The 25,362-nt window shown below is 30.0% G+C and carries 23 protein-coding genes and 1 tRNA gene; 2 read left to right on the forward strand and 22 right to left on the reverse strand.

What is annotated here, in order from left to right; translation table 11 throughout:
• Window positions 1-146: 146 nt before the first annotated feature.
• The 14 genes from dusB to recN form a co-directional block, all read right to left on the reverse strand.
• On the reverse strand, window positions 147-1,205 hold the full coding sequence (gene dusB / locus IPH62_02385; GenBank protein ID MBK7104115.1) for a tRNA dihydrouridine synthase DusB: 1,059 nt from the start codon (window positions 1,203-1,205) through the stop codon (window positions 147-149).
• A gap of 80 nt (window positions 1,206-1,285) precedes the next feature.
• Window positions 1,286-3,400, reverse strand: coding sequence for a polyribonucleotide nucleotidyltransferase (gene pnp, locus IPH62_02390; protein ID MBK7104116.1), 2,115 nt, complete (start codon window positions 3,398-3,400; stop codon window positions 1,286-1,288).
• A 14-nt stretch (window positions 3,401-3,414) separates the two neighbouring features.
• On the reverse strand, window positions 3,415-3,684 hold the full coding sequence (gene rpsO / locus IPH62_02395) for a 30S ribosomal protein S15 (GenBank protein ID MBK7104117.1): 270 nt from the start codon (window positions 3,682-3,684) through the stop codon (window positions 3,415-3,417).
• A gap of 53 nt (window positions 3,685-3,737) precedes the next feature.
• On the reverse strand, window positions 3,738-4,673 hold the full coding sequence (locus tag IPH62_02400; GenBank protein MBK7104118.1) for a bifunctional riboflavin kinase/FAD synthetase: 936 nt from the start codon (window positions 4,671-4,673) through the stop codon (window positions 3,738-3,740).
• A gap of 20 nt (window positions 4,674-4,693) precedes the next feature.
• Window positions 4,694-5,398 carry a tRNA pseudouridine(55) synthase TruB gene (gene truB / locus IPH62_02405; GenBank protein ID MBK7104119.1) on the reverse strand — a complete coding sequence of 235 codons (705 nt, stop codon included), beginning with the start codon at window positions 5,396-5,398 and terminating at the stop codon, window positions 4,694-4,696.
• Window positions 5,367-5,732, reverse strand: coding sequence for a 30S ribosome-binding factor RbfA (gene rbfA / locus IPH62_02410; GenBank protein ID MBK7104120.1), 366 nt, complete (start codon window positions 5,730-5,732; stop codon window positions 5,367-5,369). Before rbfA ends, truB begins: the two co-directional genes overlap by 32 nt.
• Complete coding sequence (gene infB, locus IPH62_02415) at window positions 5,729-8,386, reverse strand: translation initiation factor IF-2 (GenBank protein MBK7104121.1); 2,658 nt, start codon at window positions 8,384-8,386, stop codon at window positions 5,729-5,731. The genes rbfA and infB overlap by 4 nt, the downstream gene beginning before the upstream one ends.
• 16 nt (window positions 8,387-8,402) lie before the next feature.
• Entirely contained in the window at window positions 8,403-9,650 is a 1,248-nt protein-coding gene (gene nusA, locus IPH62_02420) for a transcription termination factor NusA (GenBank protein MBK7104122.1), read from the reverse strand.
• Between the two features lie 17 nt (window positions 9,651-9,667).
• Window positions 9,668-10,111 (reverse strand): hypothetical protein, encoded by a 444-nt coding sequence (locus IPH62_02425; GenBank protein MBK7104123.1) that lies wholly within the window; start codon window positions 10,109-10,111, stop codon window positions 9,668-9,670.
• A 269-nt stretch (window positions 10,112-10,380) separates the two neighbouring features.
• A complete protein-coding gene (gene proC / locus IPH62_02430; protein ID MBK7104124.1) occupies window positions 10,381-11,196 on the reverse strand; it encodes a pyrroline-5-carboxylate reductase in 816 nt (271 codons plus the stop codon).
• Between the two features lie 119 nt (window positions 11,197-11,315).
• Window positions 11,316-12,443, reverse strand: coding sequence for a radical SAM family heme chaperone HemW (gene hemW / locus IPH62_02435; protein ID MBK7104125.1), 1,128 nt, complete (start codon window positions 12,441-12,443; stop codon window positions 11,316-11,318).
• Between the two features lie 99 nt (window positions 12,444-12,542).
• A complete protein-coding gene (locus tag IPH62_02440) occupies window positions 12,543-13,091 on the reverse strand; it encodes a hypothetical protein (protein ID MBK7104126.1) in 549 nt (182 codons plus the stop codon).
• Window positions 13,092-13,102: 11 nt separating this feature from the next.
• Complete coding sequence (locus IPH62_02445; protein ID MBK7104127.1) at window positions 13,103-13,963, reverse strand: hypothetical protein; 861 nt, start codon at window positions 13,961-13,963, stop codon at window positions 13,103-13,105.
• Window positions 13,964-14,102: 139 nt separating this feature from the next.
• The gene (gene recN, locus IPH62_02450) at window positions 14,103-15,812 is read right to left on the reverse strand and encodes a DNA repair protein RecN (GenBank protein ID MBK7104128.1); all 1,710 of its coding nucleotides are present in this window, start codon (window positions 15,810-15,812) and stop codon (window positions 14,103-14,105) included.
• 142 nt (window positions 15,813-15,954) lie between these two features.
• Here recN and IPH62_02455 point away from each other — a divergent pair.
• Window positions 15,955-16,027, forward strand: a tRNA-Met gene (locus IPH62_02455).
• Window positions 16,028-16,202: 175 nt separating this feature from the next.
• The gene (locus IPH62_02460; protein MBK7104129.1) at window positions 16,203-16,532 is read left to right on the forward strand and encodes a hypothetical protein; all 330 of its coding nucleotides are present in this window, start codon (window positions 16,203-16,205) and stop codon (window positions 16,530-16,532) included.
• Window positions 16,533-16,553: 21 nt separating this feature from the next.
• On the opposite strand, the gene IPH62_02465 is transcribed toward IPH62_02460, so the two are convergent.
• From IPH62_02465 to IPH62_02500, 8 genes are all read right to left on the reverse strand, one after another.
• A complete protein-coding gene (locus IPH62_02465; protein ID MBK7104130.1) occupies window positions 16,554-18,431 on the reverse strand; it encodes an ATP-binding cassette domain-containing protein in 1,878 nt (625 codons plus the stop codon).
• Between the two features lie 101 nt (window positions 18,432-18,532).
• A complete protein-coding gene (gene mtgA, locus IPH62_02470; protein ID MBK7104131.1) occupies window positions 18,533-19,240 on the reverse strand; it encodes a monofunctional biosynthetic peptidoglycan transglycosylase in 708 nt (235 codons plus the stop codon).
• A 149-nt stretch (window positions 19,241-19,389) separates the two neighbouring features.
• Window positions 19,390-19,887 carry a hypothetical protein gene (locus IPH62_02475; protein ID MBK7104132.1) on the reverse strand — a complete coding sequence of 166 codons (498 nt, stop codon included), beginning with the start codon at window positions 19,885-19,887 and terminating at the stop codon, window positions 19,390-19,392.
• A 21-nt stretch (window positions 19,888-19,908) separates the two neighbouring features.
• The gene (locus IPH62_02480) at window positions 19,909-20,877 is read right to left on the reverse strand and encodes a xanthine dehydrogenase family protein subunit M (protein ID MBK7104133.1); all 969 of its coding nucleotides are present in this window, start codon (window positions 20,875-20,877) and stop codon (window positions 19,909-19,911) included.
• A gap of 8 nt (window positions 20,878-20,885) precedes the next feature.
• On the reverse strand, window positions 20,886-23,168 hold the full coding sequence (locus tag IPH62_02485) for a xanthine dehydrogenase family protein molybdopterin-binding subunit (GenBank protein MBK7104134.1): 2,283 nt from the start codon (window positions 23,166-23,168) through the stop codon (window positions 20,886-20,888).
• Between the two features lie 14 nt (window positions 23,169-23,182).
• Window positions 23,183-23,791 (reverse strand): (2Fe-2S)-binding protein, encoded by a 609-nt coding sequence (locus IPH62_02490; protein MBK7104135.1) that lies wholly within the window; start codon window positions 23,789-23,791, stop codon window positions 23,183-23,185.
• Window positions 23,792-24,008: 217 nt separating this feature from the next.
• The gene (locus IPH62_02495) at window positions 24,009-24,935 is read right to left on the reverse strand and encodes a M23 family metallopeptidase (GenBank protein ID MBK7104136.1); all 927 of its coding nucleotides are present in this window, start codon (window positions 24,933-24,935) and stop codon (window positions 24,009-24,011) included.
• A 23-nt stretch (window positions 24,936-24,958) separates the two neighbouring features.
• Complete coding sequence (locus tag IPH62_02500) at window positions 24,959-25,270, reverse strand: hypothetical protein (protein ID MBK7104137.1); 312 nt, start codon at window positions 25,268-25,270, stop codon at window positions 24,959-24,961.
• Window positions 25,271-25,362: the final 92 nt, after the last annotated feature.

Raw genomic sequence — 25,362 nt, forward strand, 5'->3', positions numbered from 1 at the left:
TCTACAAGTTTTTAAAGAATATGAAATATTTAAAAATCATAAAAAAATTAAATGTTTGAGCAATTTCAAAAATCTGTTGCTTTCCGAAGATACAATTTTGTTCAAAATGACAATTGAAATTTTTCAAAAAATATTTCATAAAATAATTACTTTAAAAATTTTTCTTCCTCTTTTGCTAACCAAAAAAGAACTTTATTATTAAATTTTTTATTTATGTCTTCCACATCAGTATGCGGGTAAAAATTTTCATGCAATTTTATTGTATGATCTTTTAAAACGGCTTTAATTCCATCAAAAGTATTTTCAATATATAAGCGATCAATCAATTCCCAAACGCCGTCTTGATCTTTAAAATACCAAATTACATTTTTTTTGGCTTTATCTAAATTTTTAGTTAAACCCTGTTCTTTTTCAAGTAATTCTATGTGATTAAGTGCAACTTCAGAAATTTCTGTAATTGTAGGTTTATATTCTTTTCCATCGAGAAGGAAATTAATTTGTTTGAAAATAAATGGATTTCCTAAAGCTCCGCGTCCTAAAAGAACAGCATCACATTTCGTATCATTTATCATTTTTATTGCATCTTCTGCACTAAAAATTGAACCGTTTCCAATTACCGGAATTTTTACATTTTCTTTAACTTTGCAAATCCATTCCCATTCTGCTTCTGATTCGTATCTATCATTTCTGGTTCTTGCATGAACGGTAATTATTGATGCTCCGTTATCTTCAATTATTTTTGCATTATCAATTACATTAACTTTTTCTTTTGGGCCTAATCTAATTTTTACAGAAATAGGAATTCCTTCAGAATTTTTAACCATTTGGTTAACTATTTTTCCAAGTCTTTCCGGCTGCGAAAGTAAAAATGCTCCCATTTTGCAACTGTATACTTTATCAACCGGACATCCGGAATTTAAATCAATTATATCAGGTTTGTACTTAGCAATTTCTCTAACTGCTTTACCTAAAATTTCCGGATCATTTCCTAATAACTGAACGCCAATTGGCTTTTCTGCTCTGTTAAATGTAAATAATCTTAACGTTTCAAAATTGTTTTTAAGAACACCTTCGGCGCTGACCATTTGTGTGTATGTTAATCCAGCACCGTAATCTTTTGCAATTTTTCTAAATACAAAATCGGTAACTTCTGCCATTGGAGCTAAAAAAGCTCGGCTGCTTACGTTTAATTTACCAATTTGCATTTGATTTTCCTTTCTTTATCAAATTACAAGAAAAACAATAAAAAGAACAAATTAAATGAAACCTAAAGTTAAATCAGAAATTAATTTGCCTGTTCTTCAGTACTATTTTTTTCTGGTTCTACATCTTTTAATAATACTTTTCTTGATAAACTATATTTTCCGTTTTCAACTTTAAGAAGTTTTACTTTTATGAATTCACCTTCTTTAAGTACATCTTCAACTTTATTAACTCTTACAACATCAATTTGTGAAATGTGAAGTAAACCTTGCTGATTTGGTAAAAACTCAACAAACGCACCAAAATCTGCAATTTTAACAACTTTGGCATTATAGACTTTTCCAATTTCGGGTTCAGCAGTTATTCCAATTATTTTTTCTTTGGCTTTTTTAACATTTTCCGAAAGTTGTCCGGATATAAAAACTTTTCCGGTTTCTTCAATATTAATAATAACACCAAACTCTTTTTGGATTCCTTGAATCATTTTTCCGCCAGGCCCAATTACCATTCCAATTTTTTCCGGATTGATTTGAGTGGTTAATTGTTTTGGTGCGTAAACTGATAATTCTTTGTTTGGCTCAGGAAGAACACTATTCATAACTCCAAGAATTTCTAATCTTCCGGTTTTTGCTTGATTAAGAGCATTTTCCATTATTTCTAATGATAAACCTTGAATTTTTATATCCATTTGAATTGCTGTAATTCCATTTGATGAACCTGCAACTTTAAAATCCATATCACCAAGATGATCTTCATTTCCGGAAATATCAGAAAGTATAGAATATTTCTCGCCTTCTTTAATTAAACCCATTGCAATTCCGGCAATAGCACTTTTTGAAGGAACACCGCCATCCATAAGTGCAAGCGAACCGGCACAAACTGTTGCCATAGATGATGAACCGTTGGATTCTAAAATATCTGAATTCAATCTTATTGAATATGGAAAAATTGATTCATCCGGTATAGCAAATTTTAAAGCGCGTTCTGCTAAATTTCCGTGACCGATTTCTCGTCTGCCGGTATTTCCGAATCTGCCAACTTCACCAACGCTAAAAGGCGGAAAATTATAGTGAAGAATAAATCTCTTTGAATATTCTTCATCTAAACCATCAATAATTTGTTCATCGGATTTTGTACCCAAAGTTAATGTTGTTAAACTTTGAGTTTCTCCTCTTGTAAAAAGTGCAGAACCGTGAGTTCTTCTTAATAAGCTATGCTCAACTGTTATTGGTCTAATTTGTGTTGTTGTTCGTCCATCCAAACGTTGACCGCCATTTAGAACTTGCTTACGCATTAAATCTTTTTCAAGATCATGTAAAATTTCTTTTATCACATTTTCTTGATCAGGATATTTTTCTGCTAATGCCTCAAGAACGGTTTTATTTAATTCACTATTTTGGTTTGAACGTTCTTCTTTCCCTAATTTTGTTGCAACAATTTCAGAATATTTATTATACGCGAGATCGTTTACATCTTTAATTAATTGTTCATCAATAACTTTTTCGGTAACAACTAATTTTGGTTTTCCGCATTCAGTTCTCAGTTCATTTTGAATTCTGACAATTTTCTTAATTTCTTCATGAGCAGTTTTTAAAGCCGTCAATAATTCATCTTCGCTAATTTCTTGAGCTTCGCCTTCAACCATTACAATTGAACTTTCCGTTCCGGCAATTGTTAATTCCATATCAGATAAAGCTATTTCAGATTTAATGGGATTTACAATAAATTTACCATCATTTCTTGCTATTCTAACTTCACCAATTGGTTCTAAAAATGGAATATTCGAAATAGTTAAAGCTGCCGATGCGCCAACAGCTGCTAATACATCCGGATCATTTTGACCATCGTATGAATAAACTTGAGCAATAATCTGTACTTCATTCTTAAACGAATTAGAAAATAAAGGTCTAATTGGTCTATCAATTAATCTTCCGGAAAGTATTTCTCTTTCTGTCGGTCTTCCTTCACGTTTAAAAAATCCGCCCGGATATTTACCGGCGGCAAATGCTTTTTCTCTATATTCTACTGAAAGCGGAAAAAAATCTTGATCTTCTTTTGCATCGTTTGCCATTGTTGCAACAACCAAAACCATTGTTTCTCCGGATGTAACCATAACTGCCGCATTTGATTGCTTTGCATATCTTCCATATTCTATTGAAATTATTTTACCATCTATTTCTACTTCTTTGGTGTATATCATTAATTGCCCCATTATTTTCTAATATTTAATTCTTGAATTAAAGTTCTATATCTTGCAACATCTTTTCCCTTAATATAATCCAATAGTCTTCTTCTTTTACCAACCATTTGCATCAAACCTCTTCTTGAAGCATGATCTTTCATATGATTTGTAAAATGATCTTTTAAATCATTAATTCTTTCAGTTAAGATTGCTACTTGAACTTCTGATTTACCGCTGTCTTTTTCATTTGCTCCATATTTTTTAATTAGTTCTTCTTTTTTTTCTTTTGTTACTGACATTTTTCTACTCCTTTGTTGTTATTCGATTGAGTTCCAGTATTTACCGAAACTAATTAGTTAAATTCATTTATTAAACTTTTTGCAACTTCAACATCTTTTTTAATTTGGATTTCCAATTCTTCAATTGACTTAAACTTTTTCTCGTTTCTAAATTTTTTAATAAATTCAATTGAAATATTATCTCCGTAAATTTCTTTATTAAAATCAAATATAAAAACTTCCGTAATTGGTTCTTTTACATTGTTAAAAGTTGGTCGTAAACCAATATTTGCAACGCCAAAAAAGTTTTGATTATTTTGCAAAACCTTAACAAAGTAAACTCCGTTTGGCGGAATTAATTTATTATTTTCCGAAGGTTTTAAATTTGCTGTTGGATATCCTAAAGTTCTTCCGCGTTTAGCACCTTCAACAACAATTCCATCAATAAAATAATATCTCCCAAGCATTTTATTAGCAAAATCTAAATTATCATTTTTTATTGCTTCGCGGATTTTTGTACTGCTAACCGGTTCATTTTCAATTTCTTCCGAACCAACAATTGACATGTCTAAAAACTTTCCTTCAAGATAATCATGTAACTTATTTCCGTCGCCTTCTCTATTTTTTCCAAATTTATGATCATAACCAATTATTAAAAATTTTGCTTTTACTTTACCAATTACAATTTCATCAACAAATTCTTGATATGTTTTTTTCGAAAATTCTTTTGTAAATGGAATAATGTATAAATAATCAATTTCTAATTTTTCAAATAATTTTATTTTTTCATCAATCGGAGTTAAAAGTTTTACTTCGTTTCCTTCGCCCAAAACAACTCTCGGATGAGGATAAAAAGTAATTACAACACTTTTTAAATTTAATTCTTTCGCTTTCTTTTTAAGATTTTCAATTATTTTTAGATGACCAACATGCAATCCATCAAAAGTGCCGATTGTTACAACGCTGCTTTTAAGCTGCAATTCTGTGTTGATTTCTCTAATAATTTCCATATTTTGAAAATCTTCTAATCTTAATTATTTGTAAATTCTAATTTTTCAATTTCATCCAAAGTGAAAGAATCTTCAACTTTAAATTCGCCAATTTTAGTTCTTCTTAATTCACTTAAATAACCGCCGAAACCTGTTTTAATTCCAAAATCATTTGCAATAACTCTTATGTATGTTCCTTTTGAACATTCAATTTCAAAAGTCAAATCCGGAATTTTAATTTCTTTTATATCAAATCTATAGATTAAAACTTTTCTCGGATTTCGTTCAATCTCAATTCCTTTTCTTGCATATTTATAAAGTGATTTCCCTTTATGTTTTAATGCAGAAAACATTGGAGGAACTTGTTCAATCTCTCCAACAAAGGAATTTTTTATTTCAAGAATTTTATTTTCATCTAAATTTTTAACTTCTATTACGTTATTTAATTCAGTTTCGCTATCCATTGAAATTGTTGAAGCGCCTAATGTAATAGTTCCAGAATAAACTTTATGCATTTCTTGAAATTGATTAATTTCTTTAGTTTTTTTTCCAATACAAACAATTAATAAACCGGTTGCTGCGGGATCCAGAGTTCCGGCGTGACCAACTTTTTTTATTCCAAACTTTTTTCTTATAACATTTACAACAAAAAAAGATGATCTATTTTTCGGTTTATCAATTAAAAGAACAGCTCCTTCGGATAATTCAGAAGGATTAATTTTTGTCGTCGTTTTCGTTATTATCATGTTTTATCGAATTCAAAATCTCATTCATTTTATCAACATAATCTTGCGTTTCATCTAAGAAGAAATTAAGCTCCGGAGTAATTCTTAAATCCACTCTTTTTGCCAATTCAGATCTCAAAAATCCTTTTATTGATTCAATATGTTCCATAACATATTTACGTTTTTCTTTTTCATAAACTGAAATGTAAACATTCGCAATTTTTAGATCGGGACTAACCTTAGCACGTAAAATTGTAATGAATCCTAAATTAGGATCTTGAACTTTTTGTAAAAAAATTAAACTCAAAGTTTCTTTTACAAGGTTCGATATTTTTTCTTGACGTAATGACATTATTCAAGTTTCTGTTTTGTTTCAACAAGTTCGTATGATTCAATAACGTCGCCGATTTTAATATCATTAAAGTTATTTATGTTTAACCCACACTCATATCCGGCATCAACTTCGCGCACATCGTCTTTAAATCTTTTCAATGTTGAAAGATGACCTTCGTAAATTTTTATTCCGTCTCTAAATAATCTAATTTTATTATTTCTTAATATTTTTCCATCTTGAACATAACATCCGGCAATTGTTCCAACTTTAGGAACTTTGAAAGTTTCTCTAACTTCAATAGTTGCAACAAGTTTTTCTGAAATAATTGGTGAAAGCATTCCTTCCAACGCAGATTTAACTTCATTGATTGCATCGTAAATAATATTATACAATCTGATATCAACTTTTTCATTTTCTGCAAGTCTGCGGGCATTTATATTTGGTCTAACATGGAATCCAATAATTATTGCACTTGATGCAGTAGCTAAAAGAACGTCGCCTTCAGAAATTGCTCCAACTCCTTTGTGAATTACTTGAACTCTAACTTCACTATTTGATAATTTCATTAAGGAATCTGATAGTGCTTCAACCGAGCCGTCCACATCACCTTTAACAATAAGTGGAAGATCTTTTAATTCACCTTTGCCAATTCTGCTTGCAATATCATCTAAAGTTACCATTCTAACTTGTCGCTGATCTTGTTCTCTTTGTAATTGCTGACGTTTAATTGCAACTTCTCTTGCTTCTCTTTCTGATTCAACAACTACAAAAGTATCGCCAGCTTGCGGCGCGCCTTCAAATCCTAAAACTAAAACCGGAGTGGATGGACCAGCTTCAGAAATTTTATAATTTCTTTCATCAAACATAGCTCTAACTCTTCCATGATAATTTCCGGCAACAAACGGATCACCGACTCTCATAATTCCTTTTTGAATTAATATCGTTGAAGTAATTCCTCTCCCTTTATCTAATTGGGTTTCAATTACTGTTCCTCTTGCTAATCTTTTATAATTTGCTTTTAGGTCAAGTAATTCAGCTTCCAGAAGAATTTTTTCTAAAAGAAGATCAATATTTAAACCGGTTTTTGCAGAAATTTCCACACACTGATATTTTCCGCCCCAATCTTCAACCAACACTTTTCTATCGGCTAATTGTTGTTTAATTTTATCAATATTAGAACTTGGTTTATCAACTTTATTAATTGCAATAATAATTGGTACACCAGCTGCAAGCGAGTGATTTATTGCTTCAACTGTTTGAGGCATTACGGCATCATCAGCAGCAACAATTAAAATTACAATGTCCGTAACCTTTGCTCCCCTTGCTCGCATAGCCGTAAAAGCTTCGTGACCGGGAGTATCTAAAAATGCAATTTCTTTTCCTTCACTAAGTTCAACTTTATATGCACCAATATGTTGTGTAATTCCGCCAGCTTCACCCGCAACAACATTTGCTTTTCTTATATAGTCAAGCAGAGATGTTTTACCGTGATCAACATGTCCCATAATTGTAACAATGGGCGGGCGTGATTCTAATGTTTCTTCAGGATCGTTACTATCAGCAAGAACATCAGAAGTATATTCTTCTTGAAATTCAACTTCAAAACCAAAATCATCAGCTATTAAAGTGATTGTCTCAACATCTAATCTTTGATTTATTGAAACCATTAATCCCAAACCAATACATTTGGAAATTACTTCGCTTACGGAAACTTTCATCAAATTTGCTAATTCATTAACCGCAATAAACTCAGTAACTGAAATTTTTGTGTTTTTTTCTATTTGTTTTTGTTCAAAAATTTCATCTTCAATCTCATGTTTTTCTTTTCTTTTCTTTTTCCTAACCGCTGCTCTTCCGCCAATTCCCGTATTTCCAACACCCTGTAAAGTTCTTTTTATTGATGCATCAACTTCTCTTTTATCGATAACAAACTTTTTAACTTTTTTATTTTTCTTTGCTTTTAAAGACTCTTCACTTATTTCTATGGATTTGGATTTATTTTTAGCTTTTAATTTTTTCTTTCTTTTTTTACCGTCCGGATCATCTTCACTTTCTTCAACAACCGGAGCAACTACTTCAACAGCTTTTGTTTGGGGAATTTCTTTCTCTTTTAATGGTTTAACTGGTTTTCTTTCTGATTGAAGATCCATTTTTCCGACAATTTTCAATCCGGATTTTCGTTTCTGAAGTTCTATTTCTGATTGAGTTTTGAAACTTCCAATTTTTTCTTCTACCGGAATTGGTTGCTCAGTCTCTGTTTTAATTTCATCAGATTCAATTTTTTCTTTTACTTCTTCATTTATTTTTTCTTCTACTTCTGAAGTTTGCTCAAATACAATTTCTTCTTTAACAGTTTCTTCATTTTCTTGTTCTTGAACTGCTACAACAACTTCAACAATTTCTGTTTCCTTTACTGGAGTTGGCTCTTCTTCTTTTTTAATATTCCCGAGACTTCTTTGGAACTCTGTAATTTTTCTATAATGATGTTCAGATTTTTCAATATCCTTTTTGAAATGTACACGGATATCATCAATCATTTCATCAGTTAAAAGTGAAGCATGAGATTTTACATTATAATTTTTAGACTTTAAAAATTCAACCAACGAATCCGTTGAAAGATTATACTCAGCCGCAAATTTATAAATTCTTAATTTCTTTAGTTTATCATCAGACATAGTTTATGTACCGTTTTTATTCTTCTTCTTCAAATTGACTTTTAATAATTTCAATAATTTCTTTTGCTTTTGCTTCGTCTAGTTCTTCGATTTCTTTTAATTTATCAACTCCGGCAGAAAGAACTTCAACTGCTGTATCAAATCTATTGTTAATAAGTAAATCAACAATGTCTGAACCCAATTCTTCTCTTAAGCTTACCAATTCTATGTCATCTTCATATTCATCAAAATGTTTTTCTTCGCGGATAATTTCAATTTCATAACCTGTTAATTTTATCGCTAGTCTAATATTTACTCCGTTTCTTCCAACAAGTAATGAAACTTGATCGCTATCGGCTGTAACCGTGCAGCTTTTTTCATCTTCATCCAATTCTAATTGTTTTATTTTTGCTGGAGCAATTGCTCTTTGAATATAAATAATTGGATCATCGGAATAGTTAATTACATCAATATTTTCATTGCTTAATTCTCTAACTATTGCATGAATTCTTACGCCTTTCATTCCAACGCAAGCGCCTACTGCATCAATTCTTGCATCGTGAGAAACAACGGAAACTTTTGCTCTTTCTCCGGGTTCTCTAGCAATATCTTTTATTTCTATAATTCCATCATAAATTTCCGGAATTTCAATTTCGAATAATCGTTTTAAGAAAAGATTATCTGCTCTTGAAATAACTATAATAGGTCCGTTTGGAGTTTTCTTTATTTCTTTAATTACTGCACGGATTGTATCGCCTTTTCTATATTTTTCTCTAAGTATTTGTTCTGAGCGAGGCAAGATCAATTCGTTCTTATTATGGTTTACGAGAATATCATTTTTCCTAACTTGATAAATATCACCAACAACAATTTCGCCAATCATTTCTGAATATTCTTTATAAACAATTTCTTTTTCAATTTCTCTAATTCTCTGATTCAAATTTTGTCGGGCAAGATTTATATGTCTTCTTCCAAAAGCGCTTAAATCAATTTTCTCAATAAAATCTTCGCCTACTTCAAGTTCATCCTCGTTTCCTTTTGCGTTAACTTCATCAATACTAATTTCTGTATTTGGATCATTAACTTCCTCAACAATTTCTCTTTCGAGGAAAATTTCGATATCACCTTTATCCATGTTTACAACAACTTCAAACTTAGCTTCTTGACCATATTGTTTTTTAACAAGTACGCCAAAAACATCTTCTATAATTCCCCCGAGGACGTCTTTATCTAAACCTTTTTCTCTTACCATATAGGAAAACGATTCAACAATAGAACTATTCATTTGTTAAGCCTCCATCATCAAAAACTTATTTTTACTTTTGCTTTTTTAAGATTTTTATAATTTATTTTTAACTCTTCATTTTTAAACAAAAATGTTAATTCATCATTCTCAATTAGAATTAACTTTGCTTCAATACTTTGAATTGCCGAACCATCGTCATAAGAAATTTTAAATTCTCTGTTAAGATGTTTATAAAACTGATCAAGATATTTTAGAGGTTCATCAGTTCCCGGCGAAGAAACAGTTAGATTATAATCATACTCAGAAAATTCCGATGTTTCTATTCTTGCTTTTACTTCTCGGCTAAATTCAGCGCAAAGATCGGTTGTAATTCCTTCTTTATTATCAATATAAATTTCAAAACTTGGCTTTTTATTACTTCCTCTAAATACCATATTTACAAGGAATAAACCGCGTTCGATTGCAATTTCTTGAACAATATTTTTTACTGTATTTTTCATAATATATTTGAAACAAAAATCGCCCTTACGGGCGAAAATTAGACTGCAAAATTTAACATAAATATTACACAATTCCAACATTTATATAACGAATTGCAGATTTGTTAAATTACGTGATTATTATGTTTTTAAATTCTTCTCTTGCCTTAATCTTATTCTTAATCTTTATTTTGTTTATCTCATAAAAGGAAAATTATAATAAAGCAGAGTAAGAAAAAGATTAAGAGTATGATTAAGAAAAAAAACTATGTCAAGATTTTCGAAAAAAACTAATCATTATTTGCATAAATTTTTTGTGCTTTCTCTGCCGCAGTAACAATTCCTTTTATCATTGATGAACTAAATCCGTTATGCTCCATTTGATTCAAACCGGAAATTGTAATTCCCTGCGGAGTTGTAACTTTATCAATTTCGCGTTCGGGATGTTTTCCTTCTTTGAGCAGCATTGATGAAGCGCCTTTTGCTGTTTGCGCCGCCATTATTAAAGCCTCATGTGCATGAAATCCAATTTCAATTCCTCCTTGTGAAGCTGCGCGAACTGCGCGTAAGAAAAACGCTGTTCCGCAAGCACATAATGCAGTTGCGGCTCCCATCAAATCTTCATTAATTTGAATTGTTTTTCCGACTGAATCAAAAATTTGTTTTGCAATTTTTACAGATTCAACATCTTTTTCATCTGCGCAAATGCACGTCATTGATTCCTGAATTGCAATTGCTGTATTCGGCATAACTCTCACAACCGGAACTTCGCTAGCCAAATGTTTTTTAATTTGCTTGATTGAAGCACCGGAAACTACCGACATTACAATATGTTTTTCCGGCTGAATTGCTGATTTTATATCTTCCAAAACAACATTTAATTGCTGAGGAGTAACGGCAAGAATAATAATTTCTGATTGTGATACAGCTTTTTTATTTTCTGTTGTTGTCTTAAAACCAAGATTTTTAAACTCTTCAAAATCTTCCGATTTTCTCTTAGTTAAATAAATATTACTTGGTTTATAATTTGATTTTACTAATCCATTTGCAATTGCAGAGCCAATATTTCCGCAACCAATAATTGAAATAACTTTTTTAACACTCATTTTTATCCTCTTAAATTTCACTTTTAATTTACACAAAAAAATAAAATTTGTTGATTCAAAAGATTTACTGAAACTAATTTTTTTGATCAAATGAAAATTTTATACAGTGAAATTAATTTTTAAATCAATTTGGAAATTATTTCATCGCAAATAATATATCCTTTTTTTGTGCAGAAAATTAAATCATCATTTTGTTTTAGATAATTTTCTTTAACAAAATTGTCAATAATATTCTTTTTTTCAAGAATCCAACTTTTAGAATATTTTGTAATTTCAGAAATTTTGATTCCATTACTTCTTAAAGCCAGCATTACAAATTCATCTAACATTTGATTTTGCGAAAGAATTTCAAAACCCCTTTTTGCATTATGATTCAATTTGATTTCAGCAATATATTTGTTAAGACTTGAATAATTCCACCATCTTTCTCCATTTACAAAAGAATGAGCAGCGGTTCCGAAGCCAATGTAATCTTTATATTCCCAATAAAATTTATTGTGTAAACATTCAAAACCCGGTTTAGCAAAATTTGAAATTTCGTATTGAATAAAATTTTTACTCGTCAAAAAATCCATTGTATATTGATAAAGTTCGGCATCATATTTTTCAGAAGCCATTTTAACTTTTCCATCTAAAACTAATTTATTTAAAATAGTACCTTTTTCTAAAATTAAACTATACGCAGAAATATGTTTGATCGGCAGATTTACCGCAATATTTAAATTTTCTTCCCAAGTTTTTTTTGTTTGATTTGGAAGATTAAAAATTAAATCAATGTTGATATTTTCAATTCCAATTTCTGTAGAATTTTCAACAGTTTCAATTGCAGTTTTTTTATCATGAATTCTTGTAAGAAATTTCAATTCACTTTCATCAAAAGTTTGTATGCCGATGCTTATCCGGTTAATTCCACTTTTTTTGAAATCAAGCAATTTTATTTTATCAACTGTTCCAGGATTTGTTTCTAAAGTGATTTCAACATTTTCAGCAATGATGAAATTCTTGAAAATTTCATTAATAATTTCTCCGATATAATTTGGAGCCATAAAAGACGGAGTTCCTCCGCCAAAAAATATTGAGTTTACAATTCTATCTTGAGAATATTTTTCGGCGTAAAATTTTATTTCTAGTTTTAATGATTTTAAATATTCTTCAACATTTTCATAATTAATGAGTGAATAAAAATCACAATAAATACATTTGTGATCACAGAAAGGAATATGAATATAAATTGCCGTGTTTTTCAATTTGAAAATTGTAAATAATTTGGAATGTATTATAACAAACTTTGAGGAATAATTCTGGTAAGAAAAAAGAGGACTATTTCTAGTCCTCTCAAAAAATATTTAAAGCTCTACTGCGGCTTCAATTACAATTTCTACTCTTCCGGTTAACTGATATGGAGTTGTTGTTCCGGTAATATCTGAAATTGTTAAACTTGAATTGAAACATTGATCATTATCATTTTCACTCAATAATTCGAGGTAATCATTTAACGCTTGAATTTCAGATTCGGTTAATTCTAACGTAAATGGTTTATCAATATTATCTGCAGCCTTATAATTATTTAAAACTACAGAAAATATTATGTTACCAAATTGATCAGAAAGTTGAACATTTATATCTCCCTGTAATCCTGCAGAAGCGCTTTCAGTCCAATAAGCTGCGGAAAGATAAGTTGCAGATTGAACTTTATCTTGATTTTCACGCCACTTTTCATAATCAGAAAGACAGAAATTTTCCGATTCTGAAATTGTTGTATTATTTCCGGATGTTGAAAAATTTACAACGATAGGAATATTTACCGGAAGATTATTTAATTCATCACATCCGCCGGAAAATGAAATTCCGATTAAAAAAGTTAGTAATAAAAATTTGCTGATTATATTTTTCATTTTATTTCTCCTTAAAATACAAAGTTTAAGCCGGCGACAAATGCTGTTTGTGAACCAACGTTTACATCGGCATTAATTACAAATATTGCTAATCTTAGTGCTGCGCCTAATGTTAATCGGATATTATTTTCACCTTCCAAATCAACTTTTAATTTATCGTCTTCAAAAACTCCTTCCAAATCATCACCTGTAAAAGTATATTCAATATCCATTGTAGTTTTTTCGTATTGAAGTCCGCCGTATAGAATTGCAATTCCAAATGATTTACTAACGTGAGCGTTAAACGCCATATTTGTTGTTGAAATATCAAGATCAGCAGAAGCAATAGATAATTTATTATACATTGCTTGAACTGCAATATCAACCGGACAAAGTGGAATATATTGACTAATACTGTGTTTTAAAGCTCCGCCAAGCAAATCAATTTTTACATCTTCAACTTCCGTTTCCGGTACAAATCTTAACATAATTTCTGTTCCTAAAGCACTTAATGCAATTTGTGGAATTGCTGCCGGAACCGATGTTTGATTAACTCCGGGAGGATAAACTAAATAGCCTTCTGTTTCCGGAACCGCCGCTCCTTTTTCACCAAAAAATGTTGCTGTTTCTGTTCCGTCTTCAAGTTTAAATGTTCGTTGGTCTTCGGGAATCATAATCATCATTCCGATAAAACTTAATTTAAACCCGAATATTTTTGAAACATCTGCTGAAAAATATCCGCCGGAATTTAAATATGTGCCGGTCCATGTTGCCAAAGGTGTTGAATAACCTTTTTGCAAATCTTCCGAAAGTTCATTAATTCGGTCTTCAAATTGAGCTTGGGTTTGAATTGAAAATAAAATAATTAATAATGGGAATATTACTTTTTTCATCTATTACTCCCCCTTTGGTTTGTTTGTAAAATTGATTTTTATTGATAATAGTTGTTTCTAATTTAATGAATTACAGATAATGTGCAACATAAAAGTATTGCCAAGTATTATCGAATAAATTTATAAGAATATAATATCATCAATTTCTAATGTTTGAAATTAACTCTTTTGCCGCATCAATATTATTTTGAGTTATTTTTTCGCCGCTTAATAATTTTGCAATTTCAGTAATTCTATTTTCCGGATTAAGTGAAATTAATTTGCTAATTACGCGTTCGCCTTTTATTTCTTTTTCAACAGAAAAATGTTGATTTGCAAAAGCTGCAATCTGCGGCAAATGTGTTATGGAAATTATTTGATGTGATTGAGAAAGTTCACTTAAAACTTTTCCAACTTTTTGAGCAATTCTTCCGCTAACGCCCGTATCAATTTCATCAAAAATTAATAACGGCAATTTTTCTGTGTTTGCAAGAACACTTTTAATTGCAAGCATAACACGTGAAATTTCTCCTCCAGAAGCAATTTTGGATAGCGGTTTTAAATCTTCGCCTAAGTTTGTGGAAATATAAAATTCAACAATATCAATTCCGTTATTTTGCAGATTTATTTTGTGAGAATTTAGATTTATATAATTTTCTGAAGTTACATTTTTATCAAAACTAAAATCAATTTTAAATTTGGAATCATTAATCCCAAGGAAACTAAGCATTTTTACAATTTCTTTCTCAATTTTCCCGGATTCTTTTTTTCGTTTTTCACTAATTTTTTGCGAAACATTTTTAATTTTTTCTCTAATTAAATTTACTTCTTTTGATAAACTTTCAATTTTATCGGAAAAATTTTCGGCAATATTTAATTCTTCTTCAATTCTATTTTTATGAAGAAGTACATTTTCTAAAGTTCCGCCGTATTTTTTCTTAAGCAAATAAATTGCTCCGGATCTGGCTCGTAATTCTTCAATTTTTTCGGGATCAATATCAATTTTATCTTTATAATCTCTTGTAAAATGTGCAATATCTTTCAGCAATTCCAACGCGGAATTTGCATCATCAAACTTTGGAATAAAACTTTCATCAATTTTTTTTAAGTCATCAATTTTATTTTTAATTTCCGTAAGAATTTCAAAAACGGAATTTTCATCATCATAAAGTGAAGAATAAATTTGGGATGAAGTTTCAAAAAGTTTTTCGGAATTTTCTAAAATTAAAAGTTCTTTTTCAATATTTACATCTTCATTTTCTACGGGAGAAACCGCATTAATTTCCTTTAACTGAAATTGATAAAGTTCGGCTTTTTCTTTAAGATTTTTTTCGTTTGATTTTAGCGTATTTATTTGCGATAAAATTCCGGAAAGCTGTTTTTTTAGATTTGTAAATTCGATAAATTCATTTTCCAAATCGCAGAATTCATCAAGAAAATCAATGTGAGTTTCATTTCTTAAAAGCGATTGATGATCATGCTGCCCGTGAAGGTCTATCAACAAATTTCCAATTTGCTTTACAAAAGTAAGCTGAACCGGAGAATCATTAACAAAACATCTATTTGTACCTTTTACGGAAATTTCCCTTCTTAAAATTAATTCAGCAGTATTTTCAATTTCATTTTCTTCCAATAATTTTGATACTTTTTTATTGCTGCCGATTTCAAAAATTCCTTCAATTACGGATTTTTCCGCACCTTTTCTAACAGTTTCCGAAGAAGCTCTTTCACCGAGCAGCAAACTAAGCGCACCAATTAAAATTGATTTTCCCGCGCCAGTTTCGCCGGTAATAATATTTAATCCGCTGCCAAAATTAACATGGATTTTTTCAATCAGCGCGTAATCTTTTATTTCCAATGAAGTTAGCATATGCAATAATATTACTTGTTTACATCACTTCAAAATTAGTGATATTACGGTAATATTAAAAGTAACTTGCTTTTAAATACAAAAGAGATTAAGTTAGTAATCCTTTTATGAAAGTTTTTGTTCTTTTAACATAGATTTTGATCGCGGGATGGAGCAATTGGTAGCTCGTCGGGCTCATAACCCGAAGGTTCTAGGTTCAAGTCCTAGTCCCGCTACAACGAAAGCCTTAATTTAACAAAATTAGGGCTTTTTTATTTTATGGAAATATTTTATTTATTCTATTTGCATAATCAAAAGTGATGAAGGTTTTGTTTATAAATTTTTATTATTTTTAAAAGAGTTTTCTTCTACATAAAAATAAAGTCAAATCAAGTTTCTTAAGGGGGAATTTTGGATAGGCTTTCCGAAGAATTGAATACGATTAAAACAAATAATAAAAAATATATTCTAATTTTAGTTTTTTTTATTGTAGTGTATTCGGCATTTATACAATATGATGTTCATTTTGCTTACCATGTAATTTTTATTTTTGGCGCTGCATTTCTAACAATTGGATATGATAAAATTGAAAAGGAACTTGCCACGGTTAAAATGAAAAATTTTTATATTAAAGCTAAATTATCATATAAAATTGATGAGATTGATAATACAATAAATAAAAATAAAGATGATTTTGATAAGAAAGTTTTGCAGAATATTTTAGAGGAAATTCAGCTGTAAAAGAAAGTTAAATGTAAATTTTTATTTCCCAATTTTCTCCAATTCTTCCCATCTATTAAAAAGATTTTTTACTTTTTCTTGAGCTAAACTTAATTCACTATTTAGTTCGTTTGTTTTAGTTCCGTATTTTTCATAAAAATCTTCCGAAGAAAATATTTGTTCAATCCTATTTACTTCTACTTCAGCTTTTACAATTTCTTCTTCAATTGTTTCCAACTCTTTCTTTTCTTTCCAAGTTAATTTTCTTGGTTTCACTTTTTCAACAATTATTTCTTTTTCAACTTTTGGAATAATTTTATTTTCTGCAAAATTTCTACTCGATTTTTTTTCATTATAATAATCATAATTTCCTTCGCTAAAATATAATTTTCCATTTTCCTCAAAAGCTAAAATTCCGTTGCAAACTCTATTTAAAAAATATCTATCATGACTTACAACCACAACGCATCCGTTAAAAGCCAATAATGCTTCTTCAAGAATTCGCAAAGTTGGCAAATCCAAATCATTTGTGGGTTCATCCAACATTAAAAAGTTACCGCCGTTTTTAAGAATTCGCGCAAGTGTTAATCTGCTTTTTTCTCCGCCGGAAAGTCTTCCGACTAAAGTATTAATTCTATCATCAGTAAAGAGAAATCTTTTTAGATAAGTCCAAACTGTCATTTGCTGATCGCCGAATTTTATAAAATTATTTCCGTCACTAATTGCTTCAATAACTGAATCTTCATCGTTAAGTAATAATCGCGATTGATCAACATAATTGAATTTGGTTTTCTCACCGATTAAAATATTTCCTTTATCCGGTTTTACTTCATCGAGTAAGATTTTTAGTAATGTAGTTTTACCAATTCCGTTTTTACCAATAATTCCAAGTTTTCTATCGGGCGAAAAAATAAAATTTAAGTCATCAATCAATAAATTATTTTCAAAAGAAAAACTAATATTTTTCAACTCAAGAATTGTATTACCAAGTTTTTCCGGCGGCGGAATTACCAAATCAACATCAAGTTCTACTTCCAAATTTTGCTGGGATGCAATTTCATAATATGCATCTAAACGACTTTTAGCTTTTGTCCTTCTGGCTCTTGGTCCACGGACAACCCACTCCAATTCTCTACGTAAAAAATTTTGTCGTTTTTTTTCTTCAACTTCTTTAATTGCTTGTCGTTCCGCTTTGTTTAACAAATAATCTGTATAATTTCCTCTGTGTGAAATAAATTCACCTTGAGATAATTCAACAATTCGGTTTGCAATTCTATCAAGAAAATATCTGTCGTGAGTTACAAAAATGCAAGTCCCCTTATAATTGCTTAAATAATTTTCAATCCATTCAATTGATTCAGTATCAAGATGATTTGTAGGTTCATCTAAAATTAATAAATCTGGCTGGGCTATAATTGATCGGCACAAAGCAACTCTTCTCTTTTCGCCGCCGGATAAAGTTTGAATATCTCTATTTCCATCCGGAGCATTTAAAGATTGTAGAAGCTGTTTAATTTTGTTTTCTAAATTCCAGCCATCCAAAAATTGAATTTTTTCTTCAAGCAAAAATCTTCGCGGTGAATCAAAACTTAATTTTTCGTATTCATCAATTAATTTTAAAATATTTTCCGCACCAATTAATATATTTTGAAAAACATTTTTTGTATAATCTAAAGTAAATTCTTGAGTTAAAAATCCCACTACAAGCTCTTTTCTTTTTGCAATATTTCCGGCATCCGGTTTTAAAACATCAGAAATAATTTTTAAGAATGTTGATTTTCCGGCACCGTTTCTTCCGACTAATCCAATGCGATCACCCTCATGAATACTAAGCGAAGCTTTATTTAAAACAATTTGTTCACCGTAATGAACTTCAAGGTCCATCGCGGTTAAAATTACAGAACTAATATTATTTTCCATTGTACTCATTTTAAAAGTGGAGTGAAATATAACTAAGAATTAGATTTAAGATGAAAGATATGAGATAAAAGATTTTATAATTTTTTCACTTTTTCCGTTAGCTAACGGATTTTCACTTTTGACTGCTCTTCCAAAATTCCTTTTCCCAATTGCCTCATTTGTCTTTGAATCCACAAAACTCTACGCTGTCTGTAATTTGTTAATGTATTGACTTTATATTTTTTTGGATTTGGCAAAACCGCTGCCAGCATTGCTGAATTCTTATTTGTTAGTTGATTTGCATTTCGCTTAAAATATTTTTTTGCCGCAGATTGAACTCCGTAAACATTTTCACCAAACTCGGCAATGTTTAAATAAACTTCCAAAATTCTTTCCTTCGACCAAATTAATTCTAAAAGCAATGTAAAATAAACTTCCAAACCTTTTCTTATGAAACTTTTATCAGACCAAAGAAATAAATTTTTTGCAGTTTGCTGAGTAATAGTACTAGCGCCTCTTGTTATTTTACTATTCTTATTTCTTTTTAGTGCTTTCTCAATTGATTGGAGATCAAAACCAAAGTGATTAAAAAATTTTTGATCTTCCGCTGCAATTACCGCAAGTTTTGCTGAGTTCGAAATTTCATCGTAATCAACCCAATCATAAATTAACGGCTCAAAATTCTCATTAATTATATTTGATATTCTTTGCTGAGTCATAAAAGAAGAAGTTGGAATTGGAAGGAAACGAAAAATTCCTACAGTTAGAATTGTTGTAACAAAATAAAATAATATAAATGAAAAAAAAACTTTCCAGATTTTCTTCAGCATAAGAATTTTAAATTTTTATTTTCTGAAAAATAATGTTTTCAAAAATCATTTCTAAATTTTGATGAATTTATAATTTAGATTATGATATATCCACACGGTATGATTTTTATTTTCTAATAATGAAATAAAATTAATCTAAATTAAATAAATTAAGAAAAAATAGCTGGAAAAATTGTTAGGTAATAATTTGAACAATGTACAAATGTGATTAGTAAAATTTCTTTATTATTTAGTTTTTCAAAATTCTCATTGGATGTAATTGAGAATTCGTAATTAAATTTATTCCATTTCATAATTGGTTGGATTGCCAACAATTCTTGATCATTTTCATCCAAAACAAGATAATTACTTTTAACTATTCCTTTATGCTTGAAAAAATAATGATTTACTTTTTTTTCAAGTTTTGATGTTATTACAATATTTCCATTCCAACTCATGGTAAAACTTAAATAAATTTTGTCGCTGTCTTTAACTTCAACGGTTGTTCCTAGAAATCCCTTTGGTTCAATCTTAAGTTGCTTATTAGTCAATTCTGCATTAGCTTTTAACGAATACCAATGTTCGTAAATTAATTTGCCAAGAAGTTTTTCATCATATGTTAGAGAAAAATTTTTTGAGTTATCTGCTTTAACTTTGTATTCAGCCATTTTAATTCCAAAATAATTTAACTAAATAAATTCAAATAATAATTTTTTTACCAAATTTTTTGCCAATTGAATTTTATAAGAATTCATTTCTAATGCCTCTGATTTAGTAAATGCTAACGAAGATAATTTCTCAATATTATTTTCATCAATATTAAAATTACTTAATGCAGCATTAACTTTTTCTTCTTCCCACGGAATTGGAGCAACTCCGCCGAAAGTTATTTTTCCGGATTTTATAATATTGTTTTCGATTTCAAAAGCTCCGGCAATACTAACTAAAGCAAAATCCCAAGCTCCTCTTTCTTTCACTTTTATATATTTTGAAATTTTGTTTGATGTTTTTGGAATAATAATCTCGGTTAAAATTTCTCCGTCTTTCAAAATATTTTCTTTTTGATCATTTACATTTGGCAGTACAAAAAAGTCTTTCGTCGGAATTACTTTTTCTGATTTTCCATCTGAAATTTTAAATTTTGCATTTAAAGCTAAAAGTGCAACTGCAGAATCTGAAGGATGAACAATGTAACAAGGTCCTCCGCCAACAATACAATGGTATTTATTATTTCCGGTTACCGCAAAGCAAGTATCGCCGCCTTTGCGTATGCAATCAAAATCTCCTCTAAAATAAAAGCAACGCGGGCGCTGACAAATATTTCCGCCGATTGTTCCAACGTTTCTTAATTGCAGAGTTGCAATTTCTTTTACTGCTTGATACAATAAATTGAATTCTTTTTTTACAATTTCACTTTTTTCAATTTCACTTAATTTTGTAAGTGCACCAATTATTAAGCCTTCTTTATCATCTAATTTTATGTAACTAAGTGATTTGATATTTTTCAAATTTACCAATTGCTTCGGCGAAAAAATATCATCTTTAATCAATCCTAAAACATCAGTACCACCGGCATATAAAATTGAATCATTATTTTTTTGCAAATATTTTGCCGCTGATGCAATATTTTCCGGCTGCATATATTCAAAATTGTTCATACAATTCCTCAATTTTTATAAAGTACATTTATAATTTTATCTGGAGTAATCGGCAGACTTTTTATTCTAATACCAATTGCATTGTAAATTGCGTTTGCAATTGCCGCCGCAGTTGGAATTATTGCCGGTTCGCCGATTCCTTTAACTCCCATATTGTTAGCTTGTTCATCCATTTCATTAACTATTACAATTTCTATTTCGGTCGGCGTATCAAGCATTGTGGGAATTTTATAATCATGCATATTTGGGTTTAACATTTTTCCATAATCTTCATCCATAATTCTTTCTTCGGTTAACGCAAAACCCAATCCTTGTATAATTCCGCCGTGAAATTGATTTTCAAGTGTTTGGCGATTTAGTGTTCTTCCGATATCATGAGCGGCAACAATTTTATTAACTTTTACATTTCCGGTTAAAGTATCAACTTCAACTTTTGCAAATTGAGCCCCAAATGTTTGCGCAACAAGTCCTTGAACATTTTCTTCACGAGAACCTTTTGTAAATAATGTTTCATCATCAACTTGTTTAGCAATTTCTTCGATGTTAATTAATTTTTTATTTTCGGATGAAAAAATTCCTTCAGAATAATTTAATTTATCTTCAGAAATATTAGTCAACGCCGAAGCTGCCGAAAATAATTTTTTCTTCATTTTTTCTGCTGCATCTCTAACTGCCGGTGAAATTGAAGGAGCTGTTGTACTTCCTCCGCTTGATGGACCAAAAGGATAATCAGTATTTCCCAAATGAACTTTAATTTTATTTAACGGAATTTCCAAAATTTCCGCTGCAATTTGGGATATAAAAGTATAAGTTCCGGTTCCAATATCTTGCGTGCCGGAATAAACATGAACAATTCCATCTTTTTCAATTTTCATATTTGCATGTGCGGGTGGACCGCCGCCTCCCCACCAAATTTGTGATGCCATTCCAATTCCGGTTTTTAAATATCCCTCAACTTTTCCCGGAATTTTGTTTCTATCTTTCCATCCAATTTTTTCTGCACCAATTTTATACGCTTCTCTCAATTTCTTAGAAGTATAACTCGCTCCCCAAACTTGATCTTTCTCCGCATAATTTTTTAATCTAAATTCAATCGGGTCCATTCCAATTTTTTCTGCCGCATCATCCATAATAGAATCAAGTGCAAAAGTTCCTTGAACATGCCCGGGCGCTCTAAAAGCTCTTCCTCTTCCGGTATTTGTAAAAATGCTGTAATCAACAGTTTTTACATTTGGAATTTGATACATACTTCTTGCGGGCCAACTGCATCCGCCGCCGTTCGGATAAGCTCCAACATTTGCAATTGAATTATGACTTAATGCTGAAATTGTTCCGTCTTTTTTTATTCCTAACTTTAATGTTTGTTTTGAGTCTGGGCGATTGCCAACTGCCAAATTCATTTCTTTTCTATCTAAAACAATTTTAACCGGGCGGTTTAATTTTTTAGATAAAATTGCTGCCATCAATGTATATTTTCCGGCTTCCAGCTTGCTGCCAAACCCGCCGCCCATATACTCTTTTATTACTTGTACATTTTCTTCTTTCAATCCCAAAGATTTTGCAATTGAATTTCTAACTTCAAAAATTCCTTGCGTAGAATCCCAAATTTTTAATTTTTCACCTTCCCAATTTACAACACTGCAATGAACTTCCGTTGGATTGTGAATTGCAATTTGCGTTGTAAATGTATCTTCAATAATTAATTCAGATTGCTCAAAACCCTCATCAATATTGCCTCTTGAGTATTCATCCGGTTTTTCTCTGCTGATATTTCCGGTTTCATGAATTTTTAGATTTTCAGATTTTAGAGATTTTTCCGCATCAACTTCAAAAGGTAATTTTTCAAAACTTACAATTATTTTTTTTGCAGCTTCATCTGCGGCTTTTTGGGAAACTGCACAAACACACGCAATTTCGTCTCCTTCATATCTAACAATTGGATCAAATAATTTGCTGATGCCATACCAACTATATTCTTGAGAATTTTCAAAAGTTAAAATTTCTAAAACTCCTTCTGAGTTTTTTGCTTTTGAAATATCTATACTTTTTATTTTTCCATGCGGAATTTCTGAACGAAGAATTTTTCCATAAACCATATTTGGTAAATTTATATCAAATGTATAAACAGCTTTTCCGCTTACCTTAGCATATCCATCGTATCTTGGAATTTTCTTCCCAATATATTTTAAATCTTTATTTGGAGGAAGTTGTTTGTAGTTTTCATCAGAAACTTCTCCGATTTTTTCTACAAAATCTTCTTCAAAAAAATATTTGGATTTTTTAATTGACATTATTCCTCCGCAAATCAAATTTTCTTTGTAATTGCATCTTTTACTGAATCAAATATTTTTGGATAAGCTCCGCATCTGCATAAGTTTCCCGACATTCCATTTTTAATTTCGTCATCGCTTGGATTCGGATTATTTTTCAACAAAGCATAGGCAGAAATTATTTGTCCCGGCGTACAAAATCCGCATTGCAATCCATCGTTATCTACAAAGGATTTTTGAACTTCATGTAATTCATGATTATTTAAAAGTCCTTCAACGGTAATAATTTCAGAACCATCGGCATCCAAAGCCAACATGTGGCATGAATAGACTGCTTCTCCATTCATTAAAACAGTGCAGCTTCCGCATTCACCTTGATTGCAAACAATTTTTGTTCCGGTTAATTTTAATTCTTCTCTTATAAAATCAGCCAATGTGGTATTGGGTTTTACGCTTTTTGATATTTTTTTGCCGTTAACTTTTAAAGTTAATTTTATTTTCCCTTCAATTGAATCTGAAATTTCTTTGGGAAGATTTTTTGCATTTAAAGTCGGATTTATCGCATAAGCTCCAACAATTCCCGAGCTAATTCCTTTAATAAATTTTCTTCGTGATGAATCGATGGGTTTGTCTGATTTTTTCATGTAACCTCTTGTGCAAGATGAAATATTGTAAGCAAATTAAAAAGGTGGGATGAAAATTGCAATTAAAATTAAATTTAATTTTACCGTGAATTATCTAAGAGAAACTTCTAAAAAATTAAATTAATGGTGCTTGTCATCCCGAAGAAGTGAAACGATGAGAGATATCCAAAATCAATTTTGTTACGTGAGTTATTAATTATTTTTATGGGATTTTTTTCTAAAATTTTATTTCCTCAAACAAATTCGTTTCTTCAAAAATAAAATTCTTGGGATTTAACGAAATTCCTTCGTGTCGAACTTCATAATGTAAATGGGGACCGGTTGTTAAATTTCCGGTGTTTCCGGATAATGCAATTAAATCACCTCGTTTAATTTTTTCACCTTTTTTAACTTCAAACTTTGAAAGATGACCGTAAATTGTTTCATATCCGAAACCGTGAGAAATTTTTATAACTTTTCCGTAACCGTTAAGTTCACCGATAAAAGTAACTTTTCCATCTCCGGGAGAAAAAACTTTTTCGCCTATATTTGCTAAAAAATCCAATCCGTGATGCATTCTTTTTTGCTTTAGTATTGGATGAAATCTCATTCCAAATCTATCTCCAATTGCACATTTTACCGGACTTACCGCCGGAATTGATTTATATAAATTTTTGTTCTCGCTCAATTTATTTTTTATTTCAGAAAAATTTTCTTTTTCAATTTTAATTCCGGTTTCAATTTTATTTACAAAATCATTTATTGAATTGAATTTTACATTTTTCTTATCTAATGATTTAGTTATCAAATTATTAAATTCAGATCCGCCGATTCCAAATTTTTCATTTTCATTTACCGGAAGATTTACGGCTAATCGTAAAGTATTTTTTTCATCATTTAGCGAATTAAGTTTTTCGTTTAAGATTTTATATTTTTTTTGAAGTATTATAATTTCATTTTCAAGAACATTGTTATCGGCAAGATTTTTAAGATTTGTAATATCAATTGAGCTATTTAATAAAATTTTACTGCTGATAAAAAATGTTAAAATCACAGTTGAAATTATTACAAGTAATAAAATACTCATTACTTTTGAATAAATATTTTCTACTTGCACCAGTTTTTGATTATCCGGTGAATAATAGTAAAATTTTTTGATTTTCATTTTTTACAATTGTGAATAGTTAATTAACAAACATCCAATTGATTTAGAGGTAATTTCCTCCTTACAATTTCATTAACTAAATTATTGTAAACTTCAGAATCTTCTAACCATTTTTGCGGACTGCAATTTCTTACATAACTAATTTTATTTTTGAGGTTTTGAAAAAGTGAAATGTCGTAAATGATAGCTCGTTTTTCTTTTTTATCTAATTTTCTTAAATTTTCTCTATATAGATAATTGTAAGTTTTTCTCAAGAAAAAATATGAACATACTAATTGAGAATTATTAAATTTTGAAAGATCTTTTGAAGTTTTATCCAACTCTACTAAATACATTTCTCATCTCAATTTTTGTGAAATAATATTAATTATTTCATTATTTGTGCCAATTATCACAATCATTAAAATTTAGACCGAAAATTGTGCTT

Source organism: Ignavibacteriota bacterium, assembly GCA_016708125.1.
Lineage (GTDB): Bacteria > Bacteroidota > Ignavibacteria > Ignavibacteriales > Melioribacteraceae.